The sequence below is a fragment of the Sphingobium jiangsuense genome, assembly GCF_014196495.1.
Classification (GTDB): domain Bacteria; phylum Pseudomonadota; class Alphaproteobacteria; order Sphingomonadales; family Sphingomonadaceae; genus Sphingobium; species Sphingobium jiangsuense.
The window spans coordinates 81,643-103,409 of record NZ_JACIDT010000014.1 but is presented as its reverse complement, the minus strand read 5'-3'; the positions used below and the strand labels follow the sequence as shown (position 1 = coordinate 103,409).

Below are 21,767 nucleotides of genomic sequence, written 5' to 3'. Positions count from 1 at the left end.
CTGAGCTTGTCGACCCGAAGGGCGGGCAAAGCCCAACGGCTGTTTTTCAACCTTTAGAAAGTACAGGGCTTCGACAAGCTCAGCCCGAACGGTTCATGATACTAACCGGCCTCACGAAAAGCGGTTGTTGCGCGGGAAGCCCTGTGGCGGCATGCGGCCGGAGGCGCCGCGCGCCACGCGCCAGAGACTGAGGTCCATTTCGGTGCGCGTGCGGCCCGTTTCGCCGCCCATCGTCCAGCTGAGGCCATCCTCCAGCCGGAAGGCGATGGCGTCGGAAAGCCCGCCGTCGCGATAGCGTTGCAGCTGCACCCCCTGCCCGCGCGCCATTTGCGGCAGTTCGTTGAGGCGGAAGATCAGCAGCTTGCGGTTCTCGCCGATCACGGCCACGCTATCGGCGCCTTCCGCGATCGGGTGGACCACCACCAGCCGCGCGCCCGCCTTGACGTTCACCACCTGCTTGCCCTTGCGCGTTTCGGCGATCACATCGTCCATCGCGGCGACGAAGCCGCGCCCGTCGCTCGCCGCCAGCAGCATCCGCCCGCCGGGCCGGGCAGGCAGCAGCGCGGTGATCGCCGCGTCATTCTCGATATCCACCATCACCCGCACCGGCTCGCCGAAGCCGCGTCCGCCGGGCAGCTTGTCCGCGCCCAGCGTGTAGAAGCGGCCATTGGCGCTGGCGAGCAGCAGCTTGTCGGTCGTCTGCGCATGGAAGGCGAAGGCGAGGCCGTCCCCTTCCTTGAACTTCAGCGTCTCGGCCGAGGCGAGGTCGACATGCCCCTTCATCGCGCGGATCCAGCCGCGCTGCGACAGGATGACGGTGATCGGCTCCTTCTCGATCATCGCCTCCAGCGGAATTTCGCGCGGCGGGGCCGCTTCCTCTATCGCCGTGCGGCGGCGGCCCAGCTCCGTTTCCGGGCCGTAGCGCTTGCGCAGGTCGGCAAGGTCGCGCTTCAGGCGCTTCTTCTGGAGCTTCGGATCGGCGACCAGCTTCTCCAACTCGCCCCGTTCCTTCACCAGCGCCGCATGCTCGCGCCGCAGCTCCATTTCCTCCAGCTTGCGCAAGGACCGCAGCCGCATGTTGAGGATGGCTTCCGCCTGCCGGTCGGTCAGGCTGAACTCGGCCATCATCACCTCCTTGGGCTCATCCTCGGTGCGGATGATCTCGATCACCCGATCGAGGTTGAGATAGGCGATGATATAGCCGTCGAGCAGTTCCAGCCGCGCGGCGATCTTTTCCAGCCGGTGGTTGGAGCGGCGCATCAGCACGTCGATCTGATGCGCGAGCCATTGCGTCAGCACCTCGCGCAGGCCCATCACCCGCGGCGTGTGGCTGGCGTCGAGCACGTTCATGTTGAGCGAGAAGCGATTTTCGAGGTCCGACAAACGGAACAGGCTGTCCATCAGCACATCGGGTTCCACCGTGCGGCTGCGCGGTTCCAGCACGATGCGGATCTTCTCGTCGCTCTCGTCGCGGATGTCGGCGAGGATCGGCAGCTTCTTTTCGGTGATGAGATGCGCGATCTGCTCGATCAACTTGGATTTCTGCACCTGATAGGGGATTTCGGTGACGACCGCGACCCACGCCCCGCGCCCTTCCTCCTCCTTGTGCCATTTCGCCCGCACCCGCATCGACCCGCGTCCGGTGGCATAGGCTTCGGAGATGATCGACGGATTGTCCACCAGCACGCCGCCGGTCGGCATGTCCGGCCCGCGCACGATCTGCATGATCTCGGCATGATCGGCATCGGGCTTGTCGATCAGCAGGCTGGCCGCGTCGATGATCTCGCCGACATTATGCGGCGGGATGCTGGTCGCCATGCCGACCGCGATGCCGCTCGCGCCATTGGCGAGCAGGTTCGGGAACAGGCCGGGGAACACCTCCGGTTCCTGCTCCTCGCCATTGTAGGTGGGGCGGAAATCGACCGTGCCTTCATCGAGGCCCGCCATCAGGTCGGCGGCGGCCTGCGTCAGCCGCGCCTCGGTATAGCGCATCGCCGCCGCGTTATCGCCGTCGATATTGCCGAAATTGCCCTGCCCGTCGACCAGCGGCGTGCGCAGCGAGAAATCCTGCGCCAGCCGCACCATCGCGTCATAGACGCTGGCGTCGCCATGGGGGTGATATTTGCCGATCACGTCGCCGACGACGCGCGCGCATTTCTTGTAGGGCGTGGTGTTGCGCGCCGGATTGGCGATCAGCACGTCGGGCGCCGCGCCGCCCGGCTCCATGCGCAGCAGGCGCATCGCCCAGAGCAGGCGCCGATGCACCGGCTTCAGCCCGTCGCGCAGATCCGGCAGGGAGCGCGCGGTGATGGTCGAGAGCGCATAGACGAGATAGCGCTCGGACAGGGCATCGTCGAAAGGATGGTCTTTGATGGCGTCGAACGGATCGCGAAAATCGGACATGCCCCACGCGATAGCAAGCGGCGGGCGTTGCGTCGATGGTCTTGTGTGTGCGACAGCACCGGCATATTTCTTTCCCCTACCCTGAAGGAATCCCGTTCATGGACCTTGGAATCATCGGCAAGACCGCCCTTGTCTGCGCCTCCAGCCGGGGGCTGGGCCGCGGCTGCGCGCTGGCGCTGGCGCGCGAGGGCGCCCGCGTCGTCATCAACGGACGCGACACGGCGCGGCTGGAACAGACCGCGCGGGAGATCGCGCAGGCGACCGGGGCGCAGGTCGTCGCCGTCGCCGCCGATGTGGGCACGGCCGACGGGCGCGCCGCGCTGCTTCAGGCGGCCGGGCCGGTCGACATCCTCGTCAACAATAATGGCGGCCCGCCGCCGGCGGATTTCCGCGCGCTGGATCATGACGCGCTGATCGCCGGGCTGGAAGCGAACATGCTCACCCCGATCGCACTGGTGCAGGCGGTGCTCGACGGCATGGTGGAACGGCGTTTCGGACGGATCGTCAACATCACCTCCTCCTCGGTCAAGGCGCCGCTGCCCGGCCTCGACCTGTCGAGCGGCGCGCGCATCGGGCTGACCGGCTTTCTCGCCGGGGTGGCGCGTCAGGTGGCGGCGCATAATGTGACGATCAACAATCTGCTGCCCGGCTCCATCGACACCGACCGCATCGCCGCGCTGGATGCGGCGCTGGCGGCAAAGGCGGACACCACGCCCGCAGCGATGCGCGGGAGACGCGAAGCCGCGATCCCGGCCGGGCGCCTCGGCACCCCCGAGGAATTCGGCGCGGCCTGCGCCTTCCTCTGCTCCGCGCAGGCGGGCTATATCACCGGGCAGAGCCTGCTGCTCGACGGCGGCGCCTTCCCCGGCGTGATGTAGGGGCAAAAGAAGGAGAGCGTCTTGACCCATTTCCGGCATTGGAAATCCACGCTTGCCGGGGCGATGCTCCCGCTGATGCTGGCGGGCTGCGGCTCCGCGCCCGACCACGCGATGAGGGCGTCGGAAGACCTCTCCGTCGCGCCGCCCGCCGCGCCGGCAAAGCAGGCCGCACCGGAAGGCGGCGGCGATCGGCAAGACGCCATTCCCCTCTCTCAGCCGCAGCTTGCCTACAGCTATCGCTACGGCTTCCGCCTGCCGTCGAACCGGGTCGCGGAAACGCAGCAGGCCCACGCCGCCGCCTGCGAGAAGCTGGGCGTGGCGCGCTGCCGCGTCATCAGTCTCAGCCGGTCGGGCGATGAGGACCGCCAATATGGCGAGTTGAAGCTCAGCATCGACGCGAAGCTCGCGCGCGCCTTCGCCGCCGATATGGGCGGCATCGTCTCCGGCAAGGGCGGGGAGCAGATCGACGCGGGGATCACCGCCGAGGATCTGTCGAAGCAGATCGTCGACACCGACGCCCGCATCCGCGCCAAGACGCTGCTGGCCGACCGGCTGACGCAATTGCTGGCGACGCGGGGCGGATCGGTCGCCGATCTGGTCGAGGCCGAACGCGCGCTGTCCCAGGTGCAGGAGGAACTGGACCAGGCCCGCACCTGGCTGGCCGAGATGAAGGGCCGCGTCGCCATGTCCGACATGACGATCGCCTATTCCTCGACCCCGACGGCGAGCAGCAGCCTCCTCTCCCCGGTGCGCGACGCGATCTCCTCGGCGGGCGAGATACTGGGCTTCAGCGTCGGCGCGCTCATCCGTTTCCTCGTCGCGGCGCTGCCGTGGCTGCTGGTGCTGTGGGGCGCGGTGAAGCTCTACCGCAAGCTGGGCGGCCGCTGGCCGCGCTGGAGATGGCGGCGTGGGGGTACACAGGCGGAAACGGAGGGGTAATGCCTCCAACACCCGTTCGGGCTGAGCTTGTCGAAGCCCTGTCCTTCTTCTTGCCCCAAGAGAAAAGCAGCCGTTGAGCTTCGCTCGCCCTTCGGGTCGACAAGCTCAGGGCGAACGGGGTGGAGAGATACCCGCTACCCGCCCCGATTTGCACCTCCCCCCGCTTTGGTATAAGGGGCAGTGCGAACCGGCCCCGGCATCGCTGATCTTTCCATGATTCGCGCGCCGGGGCAGATTTTTTGGCATGTTTCACTACGAGTAGGCACCCCGAAATGGTCCGTCGCCGCCAGATTTACGAGGGCAAGGCTAAGATTCTGTATGAAGGCCCCGAACCGGGCACGCTCATCCAATATTTCAAGGATGACGCGACCGCGTTCAATGCCCAGAAAAAGGGCACGATCAACGGCAAGGGCGTCCTCAACAACCGCATTTCGGAGCATGTGTTCACGCTGCTCGGCAATATCGGCGTGCCCACCCACTTCATCCGCCGCCTCAACATGCGCGAGCAGCTCGTCCGCCAGGTCGAGATCGTGCCGATCGAGGTGGTGGTGCGCAATGTCGCGGCCGGCTCGCTCAGCCAGCGCCTCGGCATCGAGGAAGGCACGCAGCTGCCGCGCACGCTGATCGAATATTATTACAAGGACGACGCGCTCGGCGATCCGATGATCACCGAGGAGCATATCGCCTGCTTCGGCTGGGCCAGCCAGGAAGAGATGCACGACATCGCCGACATGGCGATCCGCGTGAACGACTTCATGAGCGGGCTGTTCGCTGGCATCGGCATCCGCCTCGTCGACTTCAAGCTGGAGTTCGGCCGGCTGTGGGACGGCGATTTCAGCCGCATCATCCTCGCCGACGAGATCAGCCCGGACGGCTGCCGCCTGTGGGACATGGCGACCGGCGAGAAGCTGGACAAGGACCGCTTCCGCCGCGACCTCGGCGGCGAGGTGGAGGCCTATCAGGAGGTCGCCCGCCGTCTCGGCCTGTTGCAGGACGAAGGCGGGGAGCCGACCGTGCTCGACCTCGACACGCACCGCAAAAAGCGCGGCAACTGACATCAGCGGGGCTTGCCCTTGCCCCGCGCCGGGCATAGGGGAGGCCCCATCCACTATATCTGGCCAGCCAAGGAGTCGCCCAGCCATGAAAGCCCGTGTCTTCGTAACGCTCAAAGGCGGCGTCCTTGATCCGCAGGGCAAGGCGATCCACCATGCGCTCGAAGGGCTGGGCTTTTCGGGCGTCAACGATGTGCGCGCGGGCAAGCTGATCGAACTGGACCTTGCGGACGGCACGTCCGATGCCGATATCGACGCCATGTGCAGCAAGCTGCTCGCCAATACGGTGATCGAGAATTACCGCATCGAGAAAATCGGCTGATTTCCGAATCATAAGGACAGCAGGGCCATGAAAAGCGCCGTCATCACCTTCCCCGGCTCCAATTGCGATCGCGACATGGCGACCGCGCTCGAACTGGCGAGCGGCGTCAAGCCGGTGATGCTGTGGCATCGCGAAACCGAAATTCCGGCGGGCATAGACCTGATCGCGGTGCCGGGCGGCTTTTCCTATGGCGACTATCTGCGCTCCGGCGCGATGGCCTCCCGCTCGCCGGTCATGGCGGCGGTACGCGAGGCGGCGGCGCGCGGCGTCTATGTGCTGGGCGTGTGCAACGGCTTCCAGGTGCTGACCGAATCGGGCCTGCTGCCCGGCGCGCTGATGCGCAACGCGGGCATCCATTTCGTCTGCCGCGACGTGAAGCTGACCGTGGAGAACAGCCGGAGCGCGTTCACGTCCCTCTATGCGCAGGGCGAGCAGGTGGTCTTCCCCGTCGCCCATCATGACGGCAATTTCTTCGCCGACGACGCGACGCTCGACCGCCTCGAAGGCGAGGGCCGCGTCGCCTTCCGTTATGCCGAGCAGGTCAACGGCTCGGCCCGCAACATCGCGGGCATCCTCAACGACGGCGGCAATGTGCTGGGCATGATGCCCCACCCGGAGCGCGCGGTGGAGGACGCCCACGGCAACACCGACGGCGCGCGCATGTTCCGCGGCCTCGTCGAAGGGCTGATGGCGGCCGCCTGACGCGCTTGGCGGGTTGGGGGTGGTTAGCTGCCATCTTCCTGCATCCGTCACCCCGGCGCAGGCTGGGGTCTCAGGCCATGTCCCGCGCGGCCTCCCGAAAGGCCAGCCTATGCTGGCATGACACGGTTACAGGGCCGGAAATTGCCCGAAAACCGCCACCAACTCCCCGCGAGCCTAAACCTTGGTGTGGAACGGCGAGAAATCCGTCCCCTCGTCATAGATATCGAGGCCCTCGCGCCGCTTGAGGCCGCCCACCGCCATATAGGTCACCGGCGTCAGCAGGATTTCCCAGCCGGTCTTGAGCACGAACTGCGACACCACCACCATCATCAGCTGGTCGAGCGGCCAGCCGTCCTGCCCGTAGAAGGCGAGCGGGTAGAAGAGCAGGCTGTCGAACCCCTGCCCCACGATCGTCGAGCCGATGGTGCGGGTCCACAGATATTTGCCGCCGGTCCAGATCTTCATCTTGGCGAGCACGAAGCTGTTCGCGAACTCGCCCACCCAGAAAGCGGTGATCGACGCCGCGACGATGCGCCAGGTGCTGCCGAACACCGCCTCATAGGCGCCCTGGTCGGTCCATCCCTGCGCGGGCGGCAGGGCGACCACCACCGCGCTCATGAACGCCATGAAGATCAGCGCTGCGAAGCCGGTCCAGATCACCCGCCGCGCCCGCGCATAGCCGTAGACCTCGGTCAGCACGTCGCCGATGATGTAGCTCAGCGGAAAGAACAATATCCCCGCGCCGAAGGACCATGTGCCGATCAGCGGCAGGTCGATTTCCGACCGCTTGGCCGCGCCGATGATGTTGGAAAGCAGCAATATGGCGACGAAGGCCGCCATGATGAAATCATAATAGCGCAGCGGCCGCCCGGCGAGCTGGGAGGCGGCGACATGCCGGACGGTCTGTTCGCTTGTCATGACGCCGTCATATCCCGCTTTGCCTGCGCTGCAAACCGCGCTATGCGCACAGGCGCGATCCCTTTCCCGTCGCGGGGAGGATCGCGGCAAAGCCATGGCCCGGCCCCGTAGCTCAGCTGGATAGAGCATTCGCCTTCTAAGCGAATGGTCGCAGGTTCGAATCCTGCCGGGGTCGCCAACGCCCATCCGACAGTATCTTGCCCGCCCCAAGGGGGCATGGCCGGAGCGTCATTAAGGGCTATGCTCCCGGCCGGATCTTGGCTATTCCCGCCCGACCATCGACCGCCCGCATGCGCCGGCTTCCCCGCCATCGCGTGAGCACAGGACGGCGATGGGCACGGTGAGGATGGCCGGCGCGCCCGAAGGGCGGCGCGATCGCTGGATCGCGACGCGATATCATGGCGCCGGATAATCTCCGACCCGACCGGGCCGGAGTTCAGGAACCATGAGGGAGAACTGGTTTGTCCGATCCTATTGCCCATCCGCATTTCCGCGGCCTCGTCATGTCCGCGCAGGAAGCCGCGGCGAAAATTTCCCACGGCATGACCATCGGCATGAGCGGCTTCACCGGATCCGGCTATCCCAAGGCCGTCCCCGTCGCGCTGGCGGAACGGATCGAGGCCGAGCATGCCGCCGGGCGGCCGATGCGCGTGAAGGTGTGGACCGGCGCGTCCACAGGGCCGGAGCTGGACGGCGCGCTCGCCCGCGCCAACGGCATCGAGCTGCGCCTGCCCTATAATTCCGACCCCATCGCGCGCGAGCGGATCAACAAGGGCGAGATGGACTATCTCGACATGCATTTGAGCCTCGTCGCGCCAATGGCGTGGCAGGGCTTTCTCGGCGATCTCGACGTCGCCGTCATCGAGGTGACGGCGATCCGCCCCGACGGCACGCTGGTCCCCTCCTCCTCGGTCGGCAACAACAAGACCTGGCTCGACCGCGCGAAGAGGATCATCCTGGAGGTGAACCGGTGGCAGAACCCGGCGCTGGAAGGGATGCACGACATTTATTACGGCACCGCCCTGCCGCCGCATCGCGTGCCCATTCCCATCGTGAAGGCGGACGACCGCATCGGCCAGCCGACGCTGATCTGCGATCCCGAAAAGGTGGTCGCGGTGGTCGTCACCGACTCGCCGGACCGCAACGCCCCCTTCACCCCGCCCGATGCGTGCGCCCACGCCATCGCCGGGCATCTGCTCGATTTTCTCGCGCATGAGGTGAAGAAGGGCCGCCTGCCGGAAAACCTGCTGCCGCTGCAATCGGGCGTCGGCAATATCGCCAATGCGGTGTTGCGCGGCCTTGTCGACGGACCGTTCCACGACATGACCGCCTATACCGAGGTGATTCAGGACGGCATGCTCGACCTGCTGGACAGCGGGCGGCTGCGCATGGCGTCGGCCACCGCCTTCTCGCTGAGCCCGGAGGCTGCCGCGCGGGTCAACAAGGACATGCACCGCTATCGCGACCGCATGATCCTGCGCCCGCAGGAGATCAGCAACCATCCGGAGGTCGTCCGCCGCCTGGGCTGCATCGCGATGAACGGGCTGATCGAGGCCGACATCTACGGCAACGTCAATTCCACCTGCATCATGGGCTCGCGCATCCAGAACGGCATCGGCGGATCGGGCGACTTTGCCCGCAACGCCTATATCTCGATCTTCGTGACGCCCTCCACCGCCAAAGGCGGCAAGATTTCCGCGATCGTGCCGCAGGCGAGCCATGTCGATCATATCATGCAGGACGTCGCGGTGATCGTCACGGAACAGGGCCTCGCCGACCTGCGCGGCCTCAGCCCGAAGAAGCGGGCCGAACTGGTGATCGGCAACTGCTCCCACCCCGAGTATCGCGACGCGCTGCGCGACTATTACAATCGCGCACTCAAGGGCGCCTATGGCCTGCACGCGCCCTCACTGCCCGCAGAAGCGCTGTCCTGGCACCAGCGGTTCATCGAAACCGGGTCGATGAAGATGTGATCGAATGCGGGCAGCGGCGTCTCCGGGCGTCGTTACCAGCAGGATCAGAGAATAGCGGGGGCCTGGCCCCACACCCGTCACCCCAGCGACCCGAAGGGCGACCGAAGGTCAACGCTGGGGTCGCAGGCCCTGTCGCTCGCTGCCTCCTGAGATGCCAGCCTCCGCTGGCATGACGGGGAGTATAAGGGGGATCGCCCGAACGGTCGGGAATAGGAGGGCTCGCCCCCTGTTGCCGGACCCGCAAGCCCCTATATGAAGGGCATGGCTCCCCGCCCTGCTCCTTCCCCTCTTCCCGCAAGGATCGAACGCTGGTTCGACGCGCGCGGCTGGCAGGTTCGCCCGCATCAGTTGGCGATGCTGGATGCGCACCGGCGGGGGCAGGACGCGCTGCTCATTTCCTCCACCGGGTCGGGCAAGACGCTCGCCGGTTTCCTGCCCACGCTGGCCGACCTCGCGGACGATCCGGCCGAAGGACTGCACACCCTCTATATCTCGCCGCTCAAGGCGCTGACCAACGACATCGAGCGGAACCTTTCCGCGCCGATCGCCGAAATGGGGCTGCCGATCAGCGTCGAAAGCCGCACCGGCGACACCAGCGGCGCGGTGAAGGCGCGGCAGCGCACCAAGCCGCCGCATATATTGCTGACGACGCCCGAATCGCTTTCCCTGCTGCTCAGCCACCCGGATGCGCCCCGGCTCTTCCTGTCGCTGCGCCGGGTGATCGTCGATGAGGTCCACGCCTTCGCCCATGGCAAGCGCGGCGATCTGCTCGCGCTCTGCCTCGCGCGGCTCAATGCCCTCGCGCCCGGCCATGTCCGCGCCGGCCTCTCCGCCACCATCGGCGATCCCGCGCCCTATCGCGATTGGCTGTCGCGCGCCGGGCGGGGCGAGGAAGTGGCGCTCGTCACCGGCAAGGACGGCCCGCCGCCCGATATCCGCATCGTCGTTCCCGAAGGCCGCGTGCCATGGTCCGGCCATTCGGCCCGCTATGCCGCGCATCAGGTGATGGAGGCGGTGCGGGAGCATCGGCTGACGCTGATCTTCTGCAACACGCGCGGCCTTGCCGAGCTGACCTTGCAGGAGCTCTGGGCGATCAATCCCGACAATCTGCCCATCGGCATCTTCCACGGCTCGCTCTCGCTGGAGGTCCGCCAGCGCGCCGAACAGGCGATAGCGGAAGGCAGGCTGCGCGCGCTCGTCTGCACCTCCGCGCTCGACCTCGGCGTCGATTGGGGCGATGTCGATCTGGTGATCCAGCTCGGCGCGCCCAAGGGGACGGCGCGCCTGCTCCAGCGCATCGGCCGCTCCAACCATCGCGCCGACATGCCCAGCAAGGCGTGGATCATCCCCGGCAACCGCTTCGAATATCTGGAGGCGCGCTGTGCCCTCGACGCCATAGCGGAAAGGCAGCTCGACACCGAGCCGTGGCGGCCCGGCGCGTGGGACGTGCTGGCCCAGCATATCATGGGCATGGCCTGCGCCGCCCCCTTCGACGCCGACGCCCTTTATGCCGAGGTGACCACCACCGCGCCCTATCGCGACCTCACCCGCTCGCAGTTCGACCGGGTGCTGGGATTCGTGCGCAACGGCGGCTATGCGCTGGCCGCCTATGACCGCTTCCAGCGCATCCGCCAGAATGCGGACGGCCTGTGGGAGGTCAGCCACCCGCGCTTCATCGGCCAGTACCGGATGAACGCGGGCATCATCGTCGAGGCGCCGATGGTGACCGTCCGTTTCCGCAACGGGCGCAAGCTGGGGCAGTTGGAGGAAGGCTTCGGCGCCACGCTCGGCCCCGGCGACACCTTCCGCTTTTCCGGCCTCGACCTGGAGGTGGAGGCGATGGTGGACAATGACCTCATCGTCCGCGCCACCCGCAAGTCGGCGATCATCCCCAGCTATTCGGGCACGCGCATGGCGCTTTCCACCAGCCTGTCGGACCGGGTGCGCGCACTGCTGCACGACCCCGGCGAGCATGACCGCCTGCCATCCGACATCCGCGAATGGCTGGCGGCGCAGGCGCGCTTTTCCCGCCTGCCCGCTGCCGACGAACTGCTGGTCGAAACCTTCGAGCACAAGGGCCTGCATCATATGGTGCTGCACAGCTTCGAGGGGTGGAATGCGCACCAGTCGCTCGGCATGCTCATCACCCAGCGGATGGAGCAATGCGGCCTCGATCCGGTCGGCTTCGTCTCCAACGACTACAGCCTCGCCGTCTACGGCCTGAAACCGATAGCCGATCCCGGCGCGCTGCTCGACCCGGAGGTGATGGACGAGGAACTGCGCCGGTGGCTCGACCGGTCCTATCTGCTCAAGCGCGCCTTCCGGGAGGTCGCGGTGATCGGCGGGCTGGTCGAACGCCAGCATCCCGGCAAGCGCAAGACGGGCAAGCAGGTCACCTTCTCGACCGACCTCATCTACGACGTGCTGCAACGGCATGAGCCCGACCATGTGCTGCTGCGCGCCGCCTGGGCCGACGCCTCGACCAAGCTGGTCGAGGTGGGTCGCCTCGCCCGCCTGCTGGAGCGCGCGCGGGCGACGATGGTGCATCGCGACCTGCCCCATGTCTCGCCGCTGTCCGTGCCGGTGCTGGTGATCATTGGCCGCGAAAGCGTGAGTGGCGGCGCGGCGGAGGAAGAGCTGATCGCGGAGCTGGAGGCGATCATCGCGGAAGAGAGCGACGTGCCGGCGGCTGGCAGCGTCCCGGTTTGAATTCCTGTTTGAAGCATTTCCCACACCCGTTCGCCATGAGCTTGTCGACCCGTAGGGCGGGCGAAGCCCAACGGCTGCTTTTCTCTTGGAGCAAGAAAGGACAGGGCTTCGACAAGCTCAGTCCGAACGGTTTTCGCAGGACCCAAACGCCGTCCACCGATTTCACCTTGATCGATCCCGCGAAAGCGGTCATATGCCGTCATATGGTTCCCCTTTTGTTCCATGGCGAGACGGTGCATCCGCTGCGCAGCGGCGCCTTGTGGTGGCCTGCGGAGCGGGCGCTGCTGGTCGCCGACCTGCATTTCGAAAAGGCGCGATTCTACGCCGGGACGGGGCAGTTCCTGCCGCCCTATGACAGCATCGAGACCGCGCGCCTGCTCGCCGCGCAGGTCGAGGAAGTCGGCGCCCGGCAGGTCCTCTGCCTCGGCGATAGCTTCCACGACGCGGCGGGCGCGCTGACCCTGCCGATGGAGGCCCGCGCGATACTGGAAGCGCTGCGCGCGCGGCTCGACCGGTGGATATGGATCACCGGCAACCATGACGGCGCGGCGGCCTTTTCCTTCGGGCACAGCGTCACGGAGATGACGCTGCGCGGCCTTGCGCTGCGCCATGAGGCAACCTCCTGCGCGGAGCCGGAGCTGAGTGGCCATTTCCATCCGAAGATCCGGCTGCGCGCCCGTGGCCAGTCGATCGCCCGGCGCTGTTTCCTGATGAACGAGACGAAGCTGATCCTGCCCGCCTTCGGCGCGCTGACCGGCGGCCTCGACGCGCGGCATCCGGCCATCCACGCGGCGCTGCGCCCGCCCGTCACCGCGCTGGTTCCGGGCCGGGAGCGGCTGCTGCGCTTTCCGGTGGAAGGGATGCGCGCCGCATGACCGACATGCCGCCGCCCCCCGATCTTGCCGATTTCGGCACGGAGCCGCTCTCCGCCGCGTTGCAGGGCGCGGCGGCGGTCACGCGCGGCGTGTGCCGCCTGTTCCGCCGCCACGACATCTTCACCGTCACGGAGATGCCGCTGCGCAACAACCGCCGCGCCGACCTGATGGGCCTTTCGAAGAATGGCGACATCGTCATCGTGGAGATCAAATGCGCGCGCGGCGACCTGCTGGGCGATGCGAAATGGACCGACTATCTCGATTTCTGCGACCGCTTCTATTGGGCGGTCTGTCCGGAGATTCTCTGCGAAGAGCTGCATCAGGACCGGTTCCTGCCCGAACGGACGGGGCTGATCGTCGCGGATGCCTATGATGCGGAGATAGTGCGCCCAGCCGGCCTCCACCCGCTCGCCGCCAGCCGCCGCAAGGTGGAGACGCTGCGCCTGGCCCGGCAGGCGATGCGCCGCCTGACCGGCATCAGCGATCCCGGCTTCGGCCTGATGATAGATCAGGATTAAAGGCGGATCGACATTTCGTTCAGGTGGAGCCGAGAAGCGTGCTCTTCGAGCATCGGAGCGCAGCGACCTAAAGGGTCGTGAGCACCGAAGCGCAGCAGAGCGCGGTTCGCAGGCCCGCATGAGCGGAATGTCGATCCGCCTAACGGACGGCGCCCCATAGCGAGGACGCGCGTATATACCCCTTCTTCCCGCCGATATCGATCAGGCACCAGTCGCCGCTGCAATCGCCCAGTCGCCCGACGACGCCCTTTTCCGCCCGGAACAGCAGTTGCGAGCGGTCGTCCGGCTTCTTGTACAGCCGACCCTGCGGCACCGAGACGATCGCGGTGCGGGTATCGCTGAGCAGGCGGACATGCATCCATCCCTGCGCGCCCGATTCATCGGTGATCTTGCGCCAGTTGCCGTGAATCTGCACCACCCGCACCGGCAGGTCGCGCCGCCGGTAGACCCAGTTGGACGGATAATCGAGGCTCGGCCCCACGCGCATGCGCGCCTCGTTGGCCGAGATCGACGCCCAATAAGGCGGAGTGCGCGTCTGCGCCCGCGCCGTTTCGGAGCCGCCGATCAGCAGGAAGGCCGCGAAGAGCAGCAAGGCGAAAGCGCCGGAAAATCGCGCAGGCGCGGTCAGGGAAAGGGCTGTTCTGGTCACGCCGTCAAAAATAGCTTTTTGCTCCGCCCGCACAAGCCCCCATGCGGGCGGTCGCGGCGGGAAAGCACCGGAAAATTCGCCTGCGGCAAAAAGGCGCGCGCCTCGCGGCCTATCGGGCTTGACCTGCCTGCCCCCATGGGATTAGCGCGATAGTCATGCTGAAAAAAGACCGCCCCGCCCGTCCCAAGGTCATCGTCACGCGGCGCCTGCCCGCGACGGTCGAAGCCCGGATGACCGAGCTGTTCGACGTCACGCTGAACCCGGACGACCGGCCGATGGACCGCGCGGCCCTCGCCGCCGCGATGGCGGACTGCGACGTGCTGGTGCCGACGGTGACGGACCATCTCGACGCGGAACTGATCGGCGCCGCGCCCGACCGGTTGCAGATGATCGCCAATTTCGGCAACGGTGTCGATCATATCGACCTTGCCGCCGCGCGCGCGAAGGGGATCATCGTCACCAACACCCCCGGCGTGCTGACCGAGGACACGGCCGACATGGCGATGGCGCTGATCCTCACCACCCCGCGCCGCTTCATCGAGGGCGACAATATCGCGCGCTCCGGCGACTGGCCGGGCTGGAGCCCCACCTTCCTGCTGGGCCGCCGCATCGGCGGCAAACAGCTCGGCATTGTCGGCATGGGCCGCATCGGCCAGGCCATCGCCCGGCGCGCCCGCGCCTTCGGCCTCACCATCGCCTATCACAACCGCCATCGCCTGCCGGTGGCGGCGGAGGAGGAAAGCGGCGCGATCTGGTATGACGATCTCGACCGGCTGATGGCGGAAAGCGACATCCTCTCGCTCAACTGCCCGCTCAACGCCGACAGCCGCCATCTGATCGACGCGCGCCGCATCGCGCTGATGAAGCCCTCCGCCTTCCTCATCAACACCGCCCGCGCCGAGGTATGCGACGAGGAAGCGCTGATCGAGGCGCTGGAACAGGGCCGGATCGCGGGCGCCGGTCTCGACGTCTATCATGACGAGCCGCATATCGACCCGCGCCTGCTCGCCCTGCCCAATGTGGTGACGCTGCCGCATATGGGATCGGCCACGCATGAGGCGCGCGAGGCGACCGGCGAGAAGGTCATCGCCAATATCCGCACCTGGGTGGACGGCCACCGCCCGCGCGACCAGGTGCTGGAAGGGCTGATCTGAAAACCGCCCCGACCCGCCGCCACGCCCATGCTCCGGCTCGACAAGCCCTGACTTCTTTGCCACTGTCCCGGCCATGAGGGAGAAGGAACTGAGGCTGGCGCTGATCTGCTATGGCGGCATCAGCCTTGCCGTCTACATGCACGGGATCACCAAGGAAATCTGGAATCTCGCCCGCGCCAGCCGCGACTGGCACCATGGCGGGACGGTCGCGGACAAGGGCCTGCCCGGCCTCTATGCGGAAATTCTGCGCGACATAGAGAATGAGGCCGATCTGCGCCTGCGCGTGGTGATAGACATCATCGCGGGCGCCAGCGCGGGCGGCATCAACGGCATCTTCCTCGCGCAGGCGGTCGAAACCGGGCAATCGCTCGAACCGCTGACCGACCTGTGGCTCGACAATGCCGATGTCGACAAGCTGCTCGACCCCGATGCCCGGCCCGCCGCGCGCTTCACCAAATTCTGGGCCGCGCCGATCGTCTGGATGGCCGCGCGGCGCCGGGACGACACGATCGAGCGCACCGTGTCGGAGGAAACGCGCGAGGAGGTGCGGGAAAAGCTCTCCCACTTCGTGCGTTCCCGCTGGTTCCAGCCGCCCTTCGGCGGGGAGATCTTCACCGGGATGATCATCGACGCGCTCGACAGCATGGCGGCTTCGCCCAGGGAAGCGCCGCTGCTGCCCCCGGCCTATCCGCTCGACCTGATGGTGACGGTCACCGATTTCGAGGGCTATCCCGAAACGCTGCGCCTCAACAGCCCGCCGCAGGTGCTGGAGATAGAGCATCGGCTGACGCTGAACTTCCGCCAGCGCTACCGCAGCGAGCGACTGGCCGATACGGCGGAGCTGGCCTTCGCCGCGCGGGCGACCGCCAGCTTTCCGGGCGCCTTCCCGCCCTTCACGGTGAAGGAGCTGGACCGCGTGCTGGTCCGCATGGGCCGCACCTGGCCGGGGCGCAGCGCGTTCCTGGCCCGCGCGCTGCCCAAGCATGCCGCGCTGGAGCGGGCGGAGGACGCGGTGCTGATCGACGGTTCGGTCCTCACCAACGCGCCGTTCGCGCCCGCCATCGCCGCGCTGAAGAACCGCCCCGCCCGCCGGGAGATCGACCGCCGCTTCGTCTATATCGATCCCAAGCCGCTGCATCATGCGGTATCGCGCGAGGAGGCGGAAAGCGCCGCCCCCGCCCCGGACTGGAGCAGCGGCGACCGGGACGGGGACGGCAAGGAGGCAAAGCCCCGCAACGGCACCATCGCACCGGGCTTTTTCCGAACCATCTTCGGATCGCTGAGCGACATTCCCCGCGAGCAGCCGATCCGCGACAATCTGGAGGCGATCGAGGCGCGCTCTCGCACCATCCGGCGCATGCGGCGGATCACCGAGGCGCTGCGCCCGCAGATCGAGCAGGAGATAGAGGACAGCTTCGGCCGCACGCTGTTCCTCGACCGCCCGACCCCGGCCCGGCTTTCCGCCTGGAGCACGCGGACGCAGAAGCGCGCGGCAGCGGCGGCGGGCTTCGCCTATCCGGCCTATGCGATGGTCAAGCTGTCCTCGATCGTCGAGGAAAGCGCCGACATGCTCTTCCGCCTGGGCGGCGACGGCAGCCCCGCCTCCCGCGCCGCCTTCCGGCAGGCGTTGTGGGAGCATGTGCGCTCGCGCGGGCTGGACAATATCCGCCGCGAGAGCGAACGCGGGCCGGAGGTCGACCTCGTCGGCTTCTTCGTCGATCACGATCTGGGCTTCCGCATCCGCCGCCTGCGCTTCATGGCGCGGCGGCTGACGCAGGCGATGGACAATCGCGACCCCGAATTGCAGGACGCGGTGGGCGCGATGCGCAAGGCGATCTACGGCGCGCTGACCAGATATCAGGAAGCCGAGGCGATCGATTATTTCAGCGACCAGATCGTCGCGGCGGCCCATCTCTGCCCGGTCGATCCCGGCCGCGCGCTCGACGCGCTGGCGCAGGCGCGCTCGCTCAAGGCACGGGACCGGGAAACGGAGGTGATGCTGGCCGACGCCCTCAACGAACTGCCGAGGGGCGAGCGGCGGCAGATGCTGCTCACCTATCTCGGCTTCCCCTTCTACGACATCGCCACCCTGCCGCTGCTTCAGGGCGAGGGGCTGGACGAATATGACCCGATCAAGGTCGACCGCATTTCGCCAGAGGATTGCTCCGGCCTGCGCTCAGGCGGCGCGGAAGCGACGCTGAAGGGCATAGAATTCAACAATTTCGGCGCCTTCTTCAGCCGCGCCTATCGGGAAAACGACTATCTCTGGGGGCGGCTGCACGGCACCGAGCGGCTGATCGACATCGTGCTCTCGACACTGTCCGGCGATCAGGCGCAACTGCGGGACCGGGCGGACAGCTACAAGAAGCGGGCCTTCGCCGCGATATTGGAGGAGGAAAAAGACCGCCTGACCCATGTCGCCGACCTGATCGCTGAGTTGCGGGAACAACTGGCGCGGGATGGCGGAGCGAACGCGGCCTGACTCATTCGTCATCCCAGCGCAGGCCGGCATTTCAGGAGACGGCGCGCAAGCTGGCCAAAGACCCCAGCCTGCGCTGGGGTGACGGGTTGAAACAGGCGGATGACCCGGCGTCCCAGGACGGATCGAGATTCAGATGATGACGAGGCGGAGTCGTAGACGGCCGTAGGCCAACATGGTGGGTTTTTGCGACCCGGAGCACAGCGACCTAAAGGGTCGTGAGCACCGGAAGCGCAGAAAGCCGCCATTTGCAGACCGTCAGCGCTGAAGCCGAAGACGACCGTAGGTCAATCTCGATCCGTCCTAGCCCAGATCGTCCCACATTTCCTTCAGCTTGCTGAAAAAGCCGGTGGATTGCGGGCATTCCTCGCCGGTTTCGGTTTCGCGGAAGGCCTGCAGCAATTCCTTCTGCTTCGGCGTCAGGCGGGTAGGCGTTTCGACGTCGATCTGCACCACCATGTCGCCGCGTCCGCCCCGGCCGTTGAGCGCAGGCATGCCCGCGCCGCGATGGCGCAATTGCTTGCCGGACTGGATGCCCGCCGGGATCTTGATCTTCACCGTCTGCCGGTCGAGTCCCGGCACCTCGATCTCCCCGCCCAGCGCGGCGGTGGTGAAGCTGACCGGTGCGCGGCAGAACAGCGTCGTGCCGTCGCGCTCGAACACCTTGTGCCGCTTCATGTGGAGGAAGATATAGAGGTCGCCCGCCGGCGCCCCGCGCGCGCCCGCCTCGCCTTCGCCGGCCAGACGGATGCGCGTGCCCTCGTCCACGCCTGCGGGGATATTGACGGACAGCGTCTTGCGCTTGTCCACCCGGCCCTCGCCGCGGCAGGACCGGCACGGCTCCTCGATCACCTGCCCCGCGCCGTGGCAGGACGGGCAGGTCCGCTCGACCACGAAAAAGCCCTGCTGCGCCCGCACCTGGCCATGGCCGTGACAGGTCGAGCAAGTGCGGCTGCCGGTGCCGGGCGTCGCGCCCGATCCGTCGCAATCGTCGCACCGGGCGGAAACGTCGATGGTGATTTCCTCGGTCCGGCCCGCAAAGGCGTCCTCCAGCGAAATCTCCATGTCGTAGCGCAGGTCCGCGCCGCGCCGCTGCTGGCGGCCGCGACCGCCCGCCGCCGCGCCGCCGAAACCGGCCGCGCCGAAAATGCTCTCGAAAATATCGCCGAGGTCGGAAAAGCCAGCGCCGCCGCCGAAGCCGTTGCCGCCGCCCGGACCGCCATTTTCGAACGCCGCATGGCCGAAGCGGTCATAGGCCGCGCGCTTCTGGTCGTCCTTCAGGCAGTCATAGGCCTGATTGATCGCCTTGAACTTCGCCTCGCTGTCCTGACAGCCAGGGTTGCGATCCGGATGATATTGCATCGCCAGCTTGCGATAGGCGGATTTGAGGGTCGCGCCGTCGGCGTTCCGCTCGACGCCCAGCAATTCATAATAATCGGCCTGCACACTCACGCGCCTGCCCTCCCGCTACGGATATGGGGAACCCCATGAATGCGGGCGGCATCGCGCGGATGCCGCCCCCGATTCATGGCGCCGAAAGCATATGCCTTCGTCATGGTCCTCAGGCCTTGTTGTCTTCGTCCACTTCCGAGAATTCGGCGTCGACGACATCGTCATCGGCCTTCGCCGCACCGGCATCGCCGCCCGGAGAAGCCGCGGTGGCCTGCTCCTTCTCATAGATGGCCTGGCCCAGCTTCATCGCGACCTGCGCCAGTTCCTGCGCCTTGGCCTGCATCGCTTCGACCTCGCCGCCCTCGACGGCGGACTTGGCCGCCGCGATCGCGGTTTCGATCTCGCCCTTCAGCGCCGCATCGACCTTGTCGCCATGCTCTTCCAACTGGCGCTCGGTCGTGTGGATGAGGCTCTCGGCGTTGTTCTTCGCCTCGGCCGCCTCGCGCTTCTTCTTGTCCTCTTCGGCGAAACGCTCGGCATCCTTGACCATCTGGTCGATATCGGCATCGGAAAGACCGCCGGACGCCTGGATGCGGATCTGCTGTTCCTTGCCGGTGCCCTTGTCCTTGGCGCTGACATTGACGATGCCGTTCGCGTCGATGTCGAACGTCACCTCGATCTGCGGCACGCCGCGCGGCGCGGGCGGGATGCCGACGAGGTCGAACTGGCCGAGCAGCTTGTTGTCCGCCGCCATTTCACGCTCGCCCTGGAAGACGCGGATCGTCACCGCCTGCTGGTTGTCGTCGGCGGTGGAATAGACCTGCGACTTCTTGGTCGGGATCGTGGTGTTGCGGTCGATCATGCGGGTGAACACGCCGCCCAGCGTCTCGATGCCGAGGCTCAGCGGGGTCACGTCGAGCAGCAGCACGTCCTTGACGTCGCCCTGCAGCACGCCCGCCTGAATGGCCGCACCCATGGCGACGACTTCATCGGGGTTGACGCCGGTATGCGGTTCCTTGCCGAAGAAATCCTTCACCACCTCGCGCACGCGCGGCATGCGGGTCATGCCGCCGACGAGAACGACTTCGGAAACCTCGGAAGCGGAAACGCCCGCGTCGGCCAGCGCCTTCTTGCACGGCTCCAGCGTCCGCTTGATGAGGTCGGCGACGAGGCGCTCCAGATCGGCGCGCGTGATCGACTTCACAAGGTGCTTCGGGCCGTTCTGGTCGGCGGTGATGAACGGCAGGTTGACTTCCGTCGTCTGCGCGCTCGACAGCTCGATCTTCGCCTTTTCGGCCGCTTCCTTCAGGCGCTGGAGCGCGAGCTTGTCCTTGGTGAGGTCGATGCCCTCTTCCTTCTTGAAGCCCTCGGCCAGATATTCGACGATCTTGGCGTCGAAATCCTCGCCGCCCAGGAAGGTGTCGCCATTGGTGGACTTCACCTCGAACACGCCGTCGCCGATCTCCAGGATCGAGATGTCGAAGGTGCCGCCGCCAAGATCGTAGACCGCGATGGTCTTGCCGTCCTGCTTCTCAAGCCCATAGGCGAGCGCGGCCGCCGTCGGCTCGTTGATGATGCGCAGCACCTCAAGGCCCGCGATCTTGCCCGCGTCCTTGGTCGCCTGACGCTGGGCGTCGTTGAAATAGGCCGGAACGGTGATGACCGCCTGCGTCACGGTTTCGCCGAGATAGCTTTCGGCGGTTTCCTTCATCTTCTGAAGCGTGAACGCGGAAATCTGCGACGGCGAATATTCCTCGCCGCCCGCCTTCACCCAGGCGTCGCCATTCGGCCCCTTGGTGATGGTGTAGGGCACCAGCTCGGTGTCCTTGTGGGTGATGGGATCGTCGTAGCGGCGGCCGATCAGGCGCTTCACCGCGAAGATCGTGTTGTCCGGATTGGTGACGGCCTGACGCTTCGCCGGCTGGCCGATCAGGCGCTCGCCGTCCTTGGTGAACGCGACGATCGACGGCGTGGTGCGCGCGCCTTCCGCATTTTCGATCACCTTGGGCTTGCCCCCGTCCATCACCGCAACGCAGCTATTGGTCGTCCCCAGGTCGATGCCGATAACTTTAGCCATGTATTCCTCTTCAACCCCAAAAGTTCAGCGGTTTATGGCAATGCACCGCTATCAGACGAGCCGACGCACCACCTTTCGCCATGCGATATAGGAGCGCTTTTTCTTGGCACAAGAAGGCTTGCGCACTAGCTATGCGTCTTGAACGAAAATGATACGTTTTTCGGAAAGGAAGCATCATGTATTTCTCCCGCTTCGCCACCGCCCTGACGGTGCTGGCCGCGCCGCTCGCGCTGACCGCCTGCGCGGACCCCGCGCCGCTCTATGTCGACCGCGCCTGGGTGCAGCTCAACCCCAATGGCGAAGGCCCGGCTGCGGGCTATTTCACCGTCCATGGCGGGGAGGAAGCCGTGAAGCTGCTGCGTGTTTCCAGCGAGGCCGCGCAGCGGATCGAGATGCATGAAAGCATCAGCAAGGACGGCATGATGACGATGCAGCCGGTCGAGAGCGTCGACATTCCCGCCAAGGGCGAGGTGAAATTCGCGCCGGGCGGCAAGCATCTGATGATCTTCAACGTCAATCCCGCGATCGTTGAAAGCGGCAAGCTGACGATGGTCATGATGTTCTCCAACGGCGACCGGCTGATCGTCGACGCGCCGATCCAGAAGGGCGGCAATGCGACCGGCGGCCAGCAGGCGATGGGCGGCATGCATGACAGCGCGGCGAAGGAAAGCGCCGCGAAGGAAGGCGATGCGGGCGGCGAGCACGCCTCCCACTGACAGGGCCGCCG

At 66.5% G+C, this 21,767-nt stretch carries 17 protein-coding genes and 1 tRNA gene; 13 read left to right on the top strand and 5 right to left on the bottom strand.

Annotation, left to right across the window (positions count from 1 at the left end; all coding sequences use genetic code 11):
- Positions 1-111: 111 nt before the first annotated feature.
- Positions 112-2,403, bottom strand: coding sequence for a DNA topoisomerase IV subunit A (gene parC, locus GGR43_RS17270; RefSeq protein WP_188073201.1), 2,292 nt, complete (start codon positions 2,401-2,403; stop codon positions 112-114).
- 98 nt (positions 2,404-2,501) lie between these two features.
- On the opposite strand from parC, the gene GGR43_RS17265 reads away from it, so the two are divergent.
- The 5 genes from GGR43_RS17265 to purQ all read left to right on the top strand — a co-directional run bounded on the left by GGR43_RS17265 (position 2,502) and on the right by purQ (position 6,296).
- A complete protein-coding gene (locus GGR43_RS17265) occupies positions 2,502-3,281 on the top strand; it encodes an SDR family oxidoreductase (RefSeq protein ID WP_188073200.1) in 780 nt (259 codons plus the stop codon).
- A gap of 21 nt (positions 3,282-3,302) precedes the next feature.
- Positions 3,303-4,220, top strand: coding sequence for a DUF4349 domain-containing protein (locus GGR43_RS17260; RefSeq protein ID WP_188073199.1), 918 nt, complete (start codon positions 3,303-3,305; stop codon positions 4,218-4,220).
- Positions 4,221-4,492: 272 nt separating this feature from the next.
- Positions 4,493-5,275, top strand: a complete 783-nt coding sequence (purC, locus tag GGR43_RS17255) for a phosphoribosylaminoimidazolesuccinocarboxamide synthase (RefSeq protein WP_188073198.1) — start codon at positions 4,493-4,495, stop codon at positions 5,273-5,275.
- Positions 5,276-5,360: 85 nt separating this feature from the next.
- A complete protein-coding gene (gene purS, locus GGR43_RS17250) occupies positions 5,361-5,594 on the top strand; it encodes a phosphoribosylformylglycinamidine synthase subunit PurS (RefSeq protein ID WP_188073197.1) in 234 nt (77 codons plus the stop codon).
- Between the two features lie 27 nt (positions 5,595-5,621).
- Entirely contained in the window at positions 5,622-6,296 is a 675-nt protein-coding gene (gene purQ, locus GGR43_RS17245) for a phosphoribosylformylglycinamidine synthase subunit PurQ (RefSeq protein WP_188073196.1), read from the top strand.
- 174 nt (positions 6,297-6,470) lie between these two features.
- On the opposite strand, the gene GGR43_RS17240 is transcribed toward purQ, so the two are convergent.
- Positions 6,471-7,214, bottom strand: coding sequence for a queuosine precursor transporter (locus GGR43_RS17240; protein WP_188073195.1), 744 nt, complete (start codon positions 7,212-7,214; stop codon positions 6,471-6,473).
- Between the two features lie 101 nt (positions 7,215-7,315).
- Between GGR43_RS17240 and GGR43_RS17235 the strand changes: the two genes are divergently transcribed.
- The 5 genes from GGR43_RS17235 to GGR43_RS17215 all read left to right on the top strand — a co-directional run bounded on the left by GGR43_RS17235 (position 7,316) and on the right by GGR43_RS17215 (position 13,289).
- Positions 7,316-7,392: transfer RNA gene (locus GGR43_RS17235), tRNA-Arg, on the top strand.
- 283 nt (positions 7,393-7,675) lie between these two features.
- Positions 7,676-9,187: a succinyl-CoA:acetate CoA-transferase ScpC gene (gene scpC, locus GGR43_RS17230; RefSeq protein ID WP_484592892.1), complete on the top strand. Its 1,512-nt coding sequence runs from the start codon at positions 7,676-7,678 to the stop codon at positions 9,185-9,187.
- A gap of 261 nt (positions 9,188-9,448) precedes the next feature.
- Positions 9,449-11,896 (top strand): ligase-associated DNA damage response DEXH box helicase, encoded by a 2,448-nt coding sequence (locus GGR43_RS17225; protein ID WP_188073217.1) that lies wholly within the window; start codon positions 9,449-9,451, stop codon positions 11,894-11,896.
- Positions 11,897-12,099: 203 nt separating this feature from the next.
- Complete coding sequence (gene pdeM / locus GGR43_RS17220; RefSeq protein WP_188073194.1) at positions 12,100-12,771, top strand: ligase-associated DNA damage response endonuclease PdeM; 672 nt, start codon at positions 12,100-12,102, stop codon at positions 12,769-12,771.
- Positions 12,772-12,776: 5 nt separating this feature from the next.
- Positions 12,777-13,289, top strand: a complete 513-nt coding sequence (locus GGR43_RS17215; protein WP_188073216.1) for an MmcB family DNA repair protein — start codon at positions 12,777-12,779, stop codon at positions 13,287-13,289.
- Positions 13,290-13,428: 139 nt separating this feature from the next.
- On the opposite strand, the gene GGR43_RS17210 is transcribed toward GGR43_RS17215, so the two are convergent.
- Entirely contained in the window at positions 13,429-13,860 is a 432-nt protein-coding gene (locus GGR43_RS17210; RefSeq protein ID WP_246343871.1) for an SH3 domain-containing protein, read from the bottom strand.
- Positions 13,861-14,093: 233 nt separating this feature from the next.
- On the opposite strand from GGR43_RS17210, the gene GGR43_RS17205 reads away from it, so the two are divergent.
- Positions 14,094-15,092, top strand: coding sequence for a 2-hydroxyacid dehydrogenase (locus GGR43_RS17205; protein WP_188073193.1), 999 nt, complete (start codon positions 14,094-14,096; stop codon positions 15,090-15,092).
- 73 nt (positions 15,093-15,165) lie between these two features.
- Complete coding sequence (locus GGR43_RS17200; RefSeq protein ID WP_188073192.1) at positions 15,166-17,574, top strand: patatin-like protein; 2,409 nt, start codon at positions 15,166-15,168, stop codon at positions 17,572-17,574.
- A gap of 300 nt (positions 17,575-17,874) precedes the next feature.
- Here the strand turns inward: GGR43_RS17200 and dnaJ are convergent, their stop codons facing one another.
- Both dnaJ and dnaK read right to left on the bottom strand, forming a co-directional pair.
- Complete coding sequence (dnaJ, locus tag GGR43_RS17195) at positions 17,875-19,023, bottom strand: molecular chaperone DnaJ (RefSeq protein WP_188073191.1); 1,149 nt, start codon at positions 19,021-19,023, stop codon at positions 17,875-17,877.
- Positions 19,024-19,132: 109 nt separating this feature from the next.
- Positions 19,133-21,040 carry a molecular chaperone DnaK gene (gene dnaK / locus GGR43_RS17190; protein ID WP_188073190.1) on the bottom strand — a complete coding sequence of 636 codons (1,908 nt, stop codon included), beginning with the start codon at positions 21,038-21,040 and terminating at the stop codon, positions 19,133-19,135.
- Between the two features lie 176 nt (positions 21,041-21,216).
- Here dnaK and GGR43_RS17185 point away from each other — a divergent pair, with 176 nt between their 5' ends.
- Positions 21,217-21,756: a copper chaperone PCu(A)C gene (locus tag GGR43_RS17185; protein WP_188073189.1), complete on the top strand. Its 540-nt coding sequence runs from the start codon at positions 21,217-21,219 to the stop codon at positions 21,754-21,756.
- Positions 21,757-21,767 lie beyond the last annotated feature (11 nt).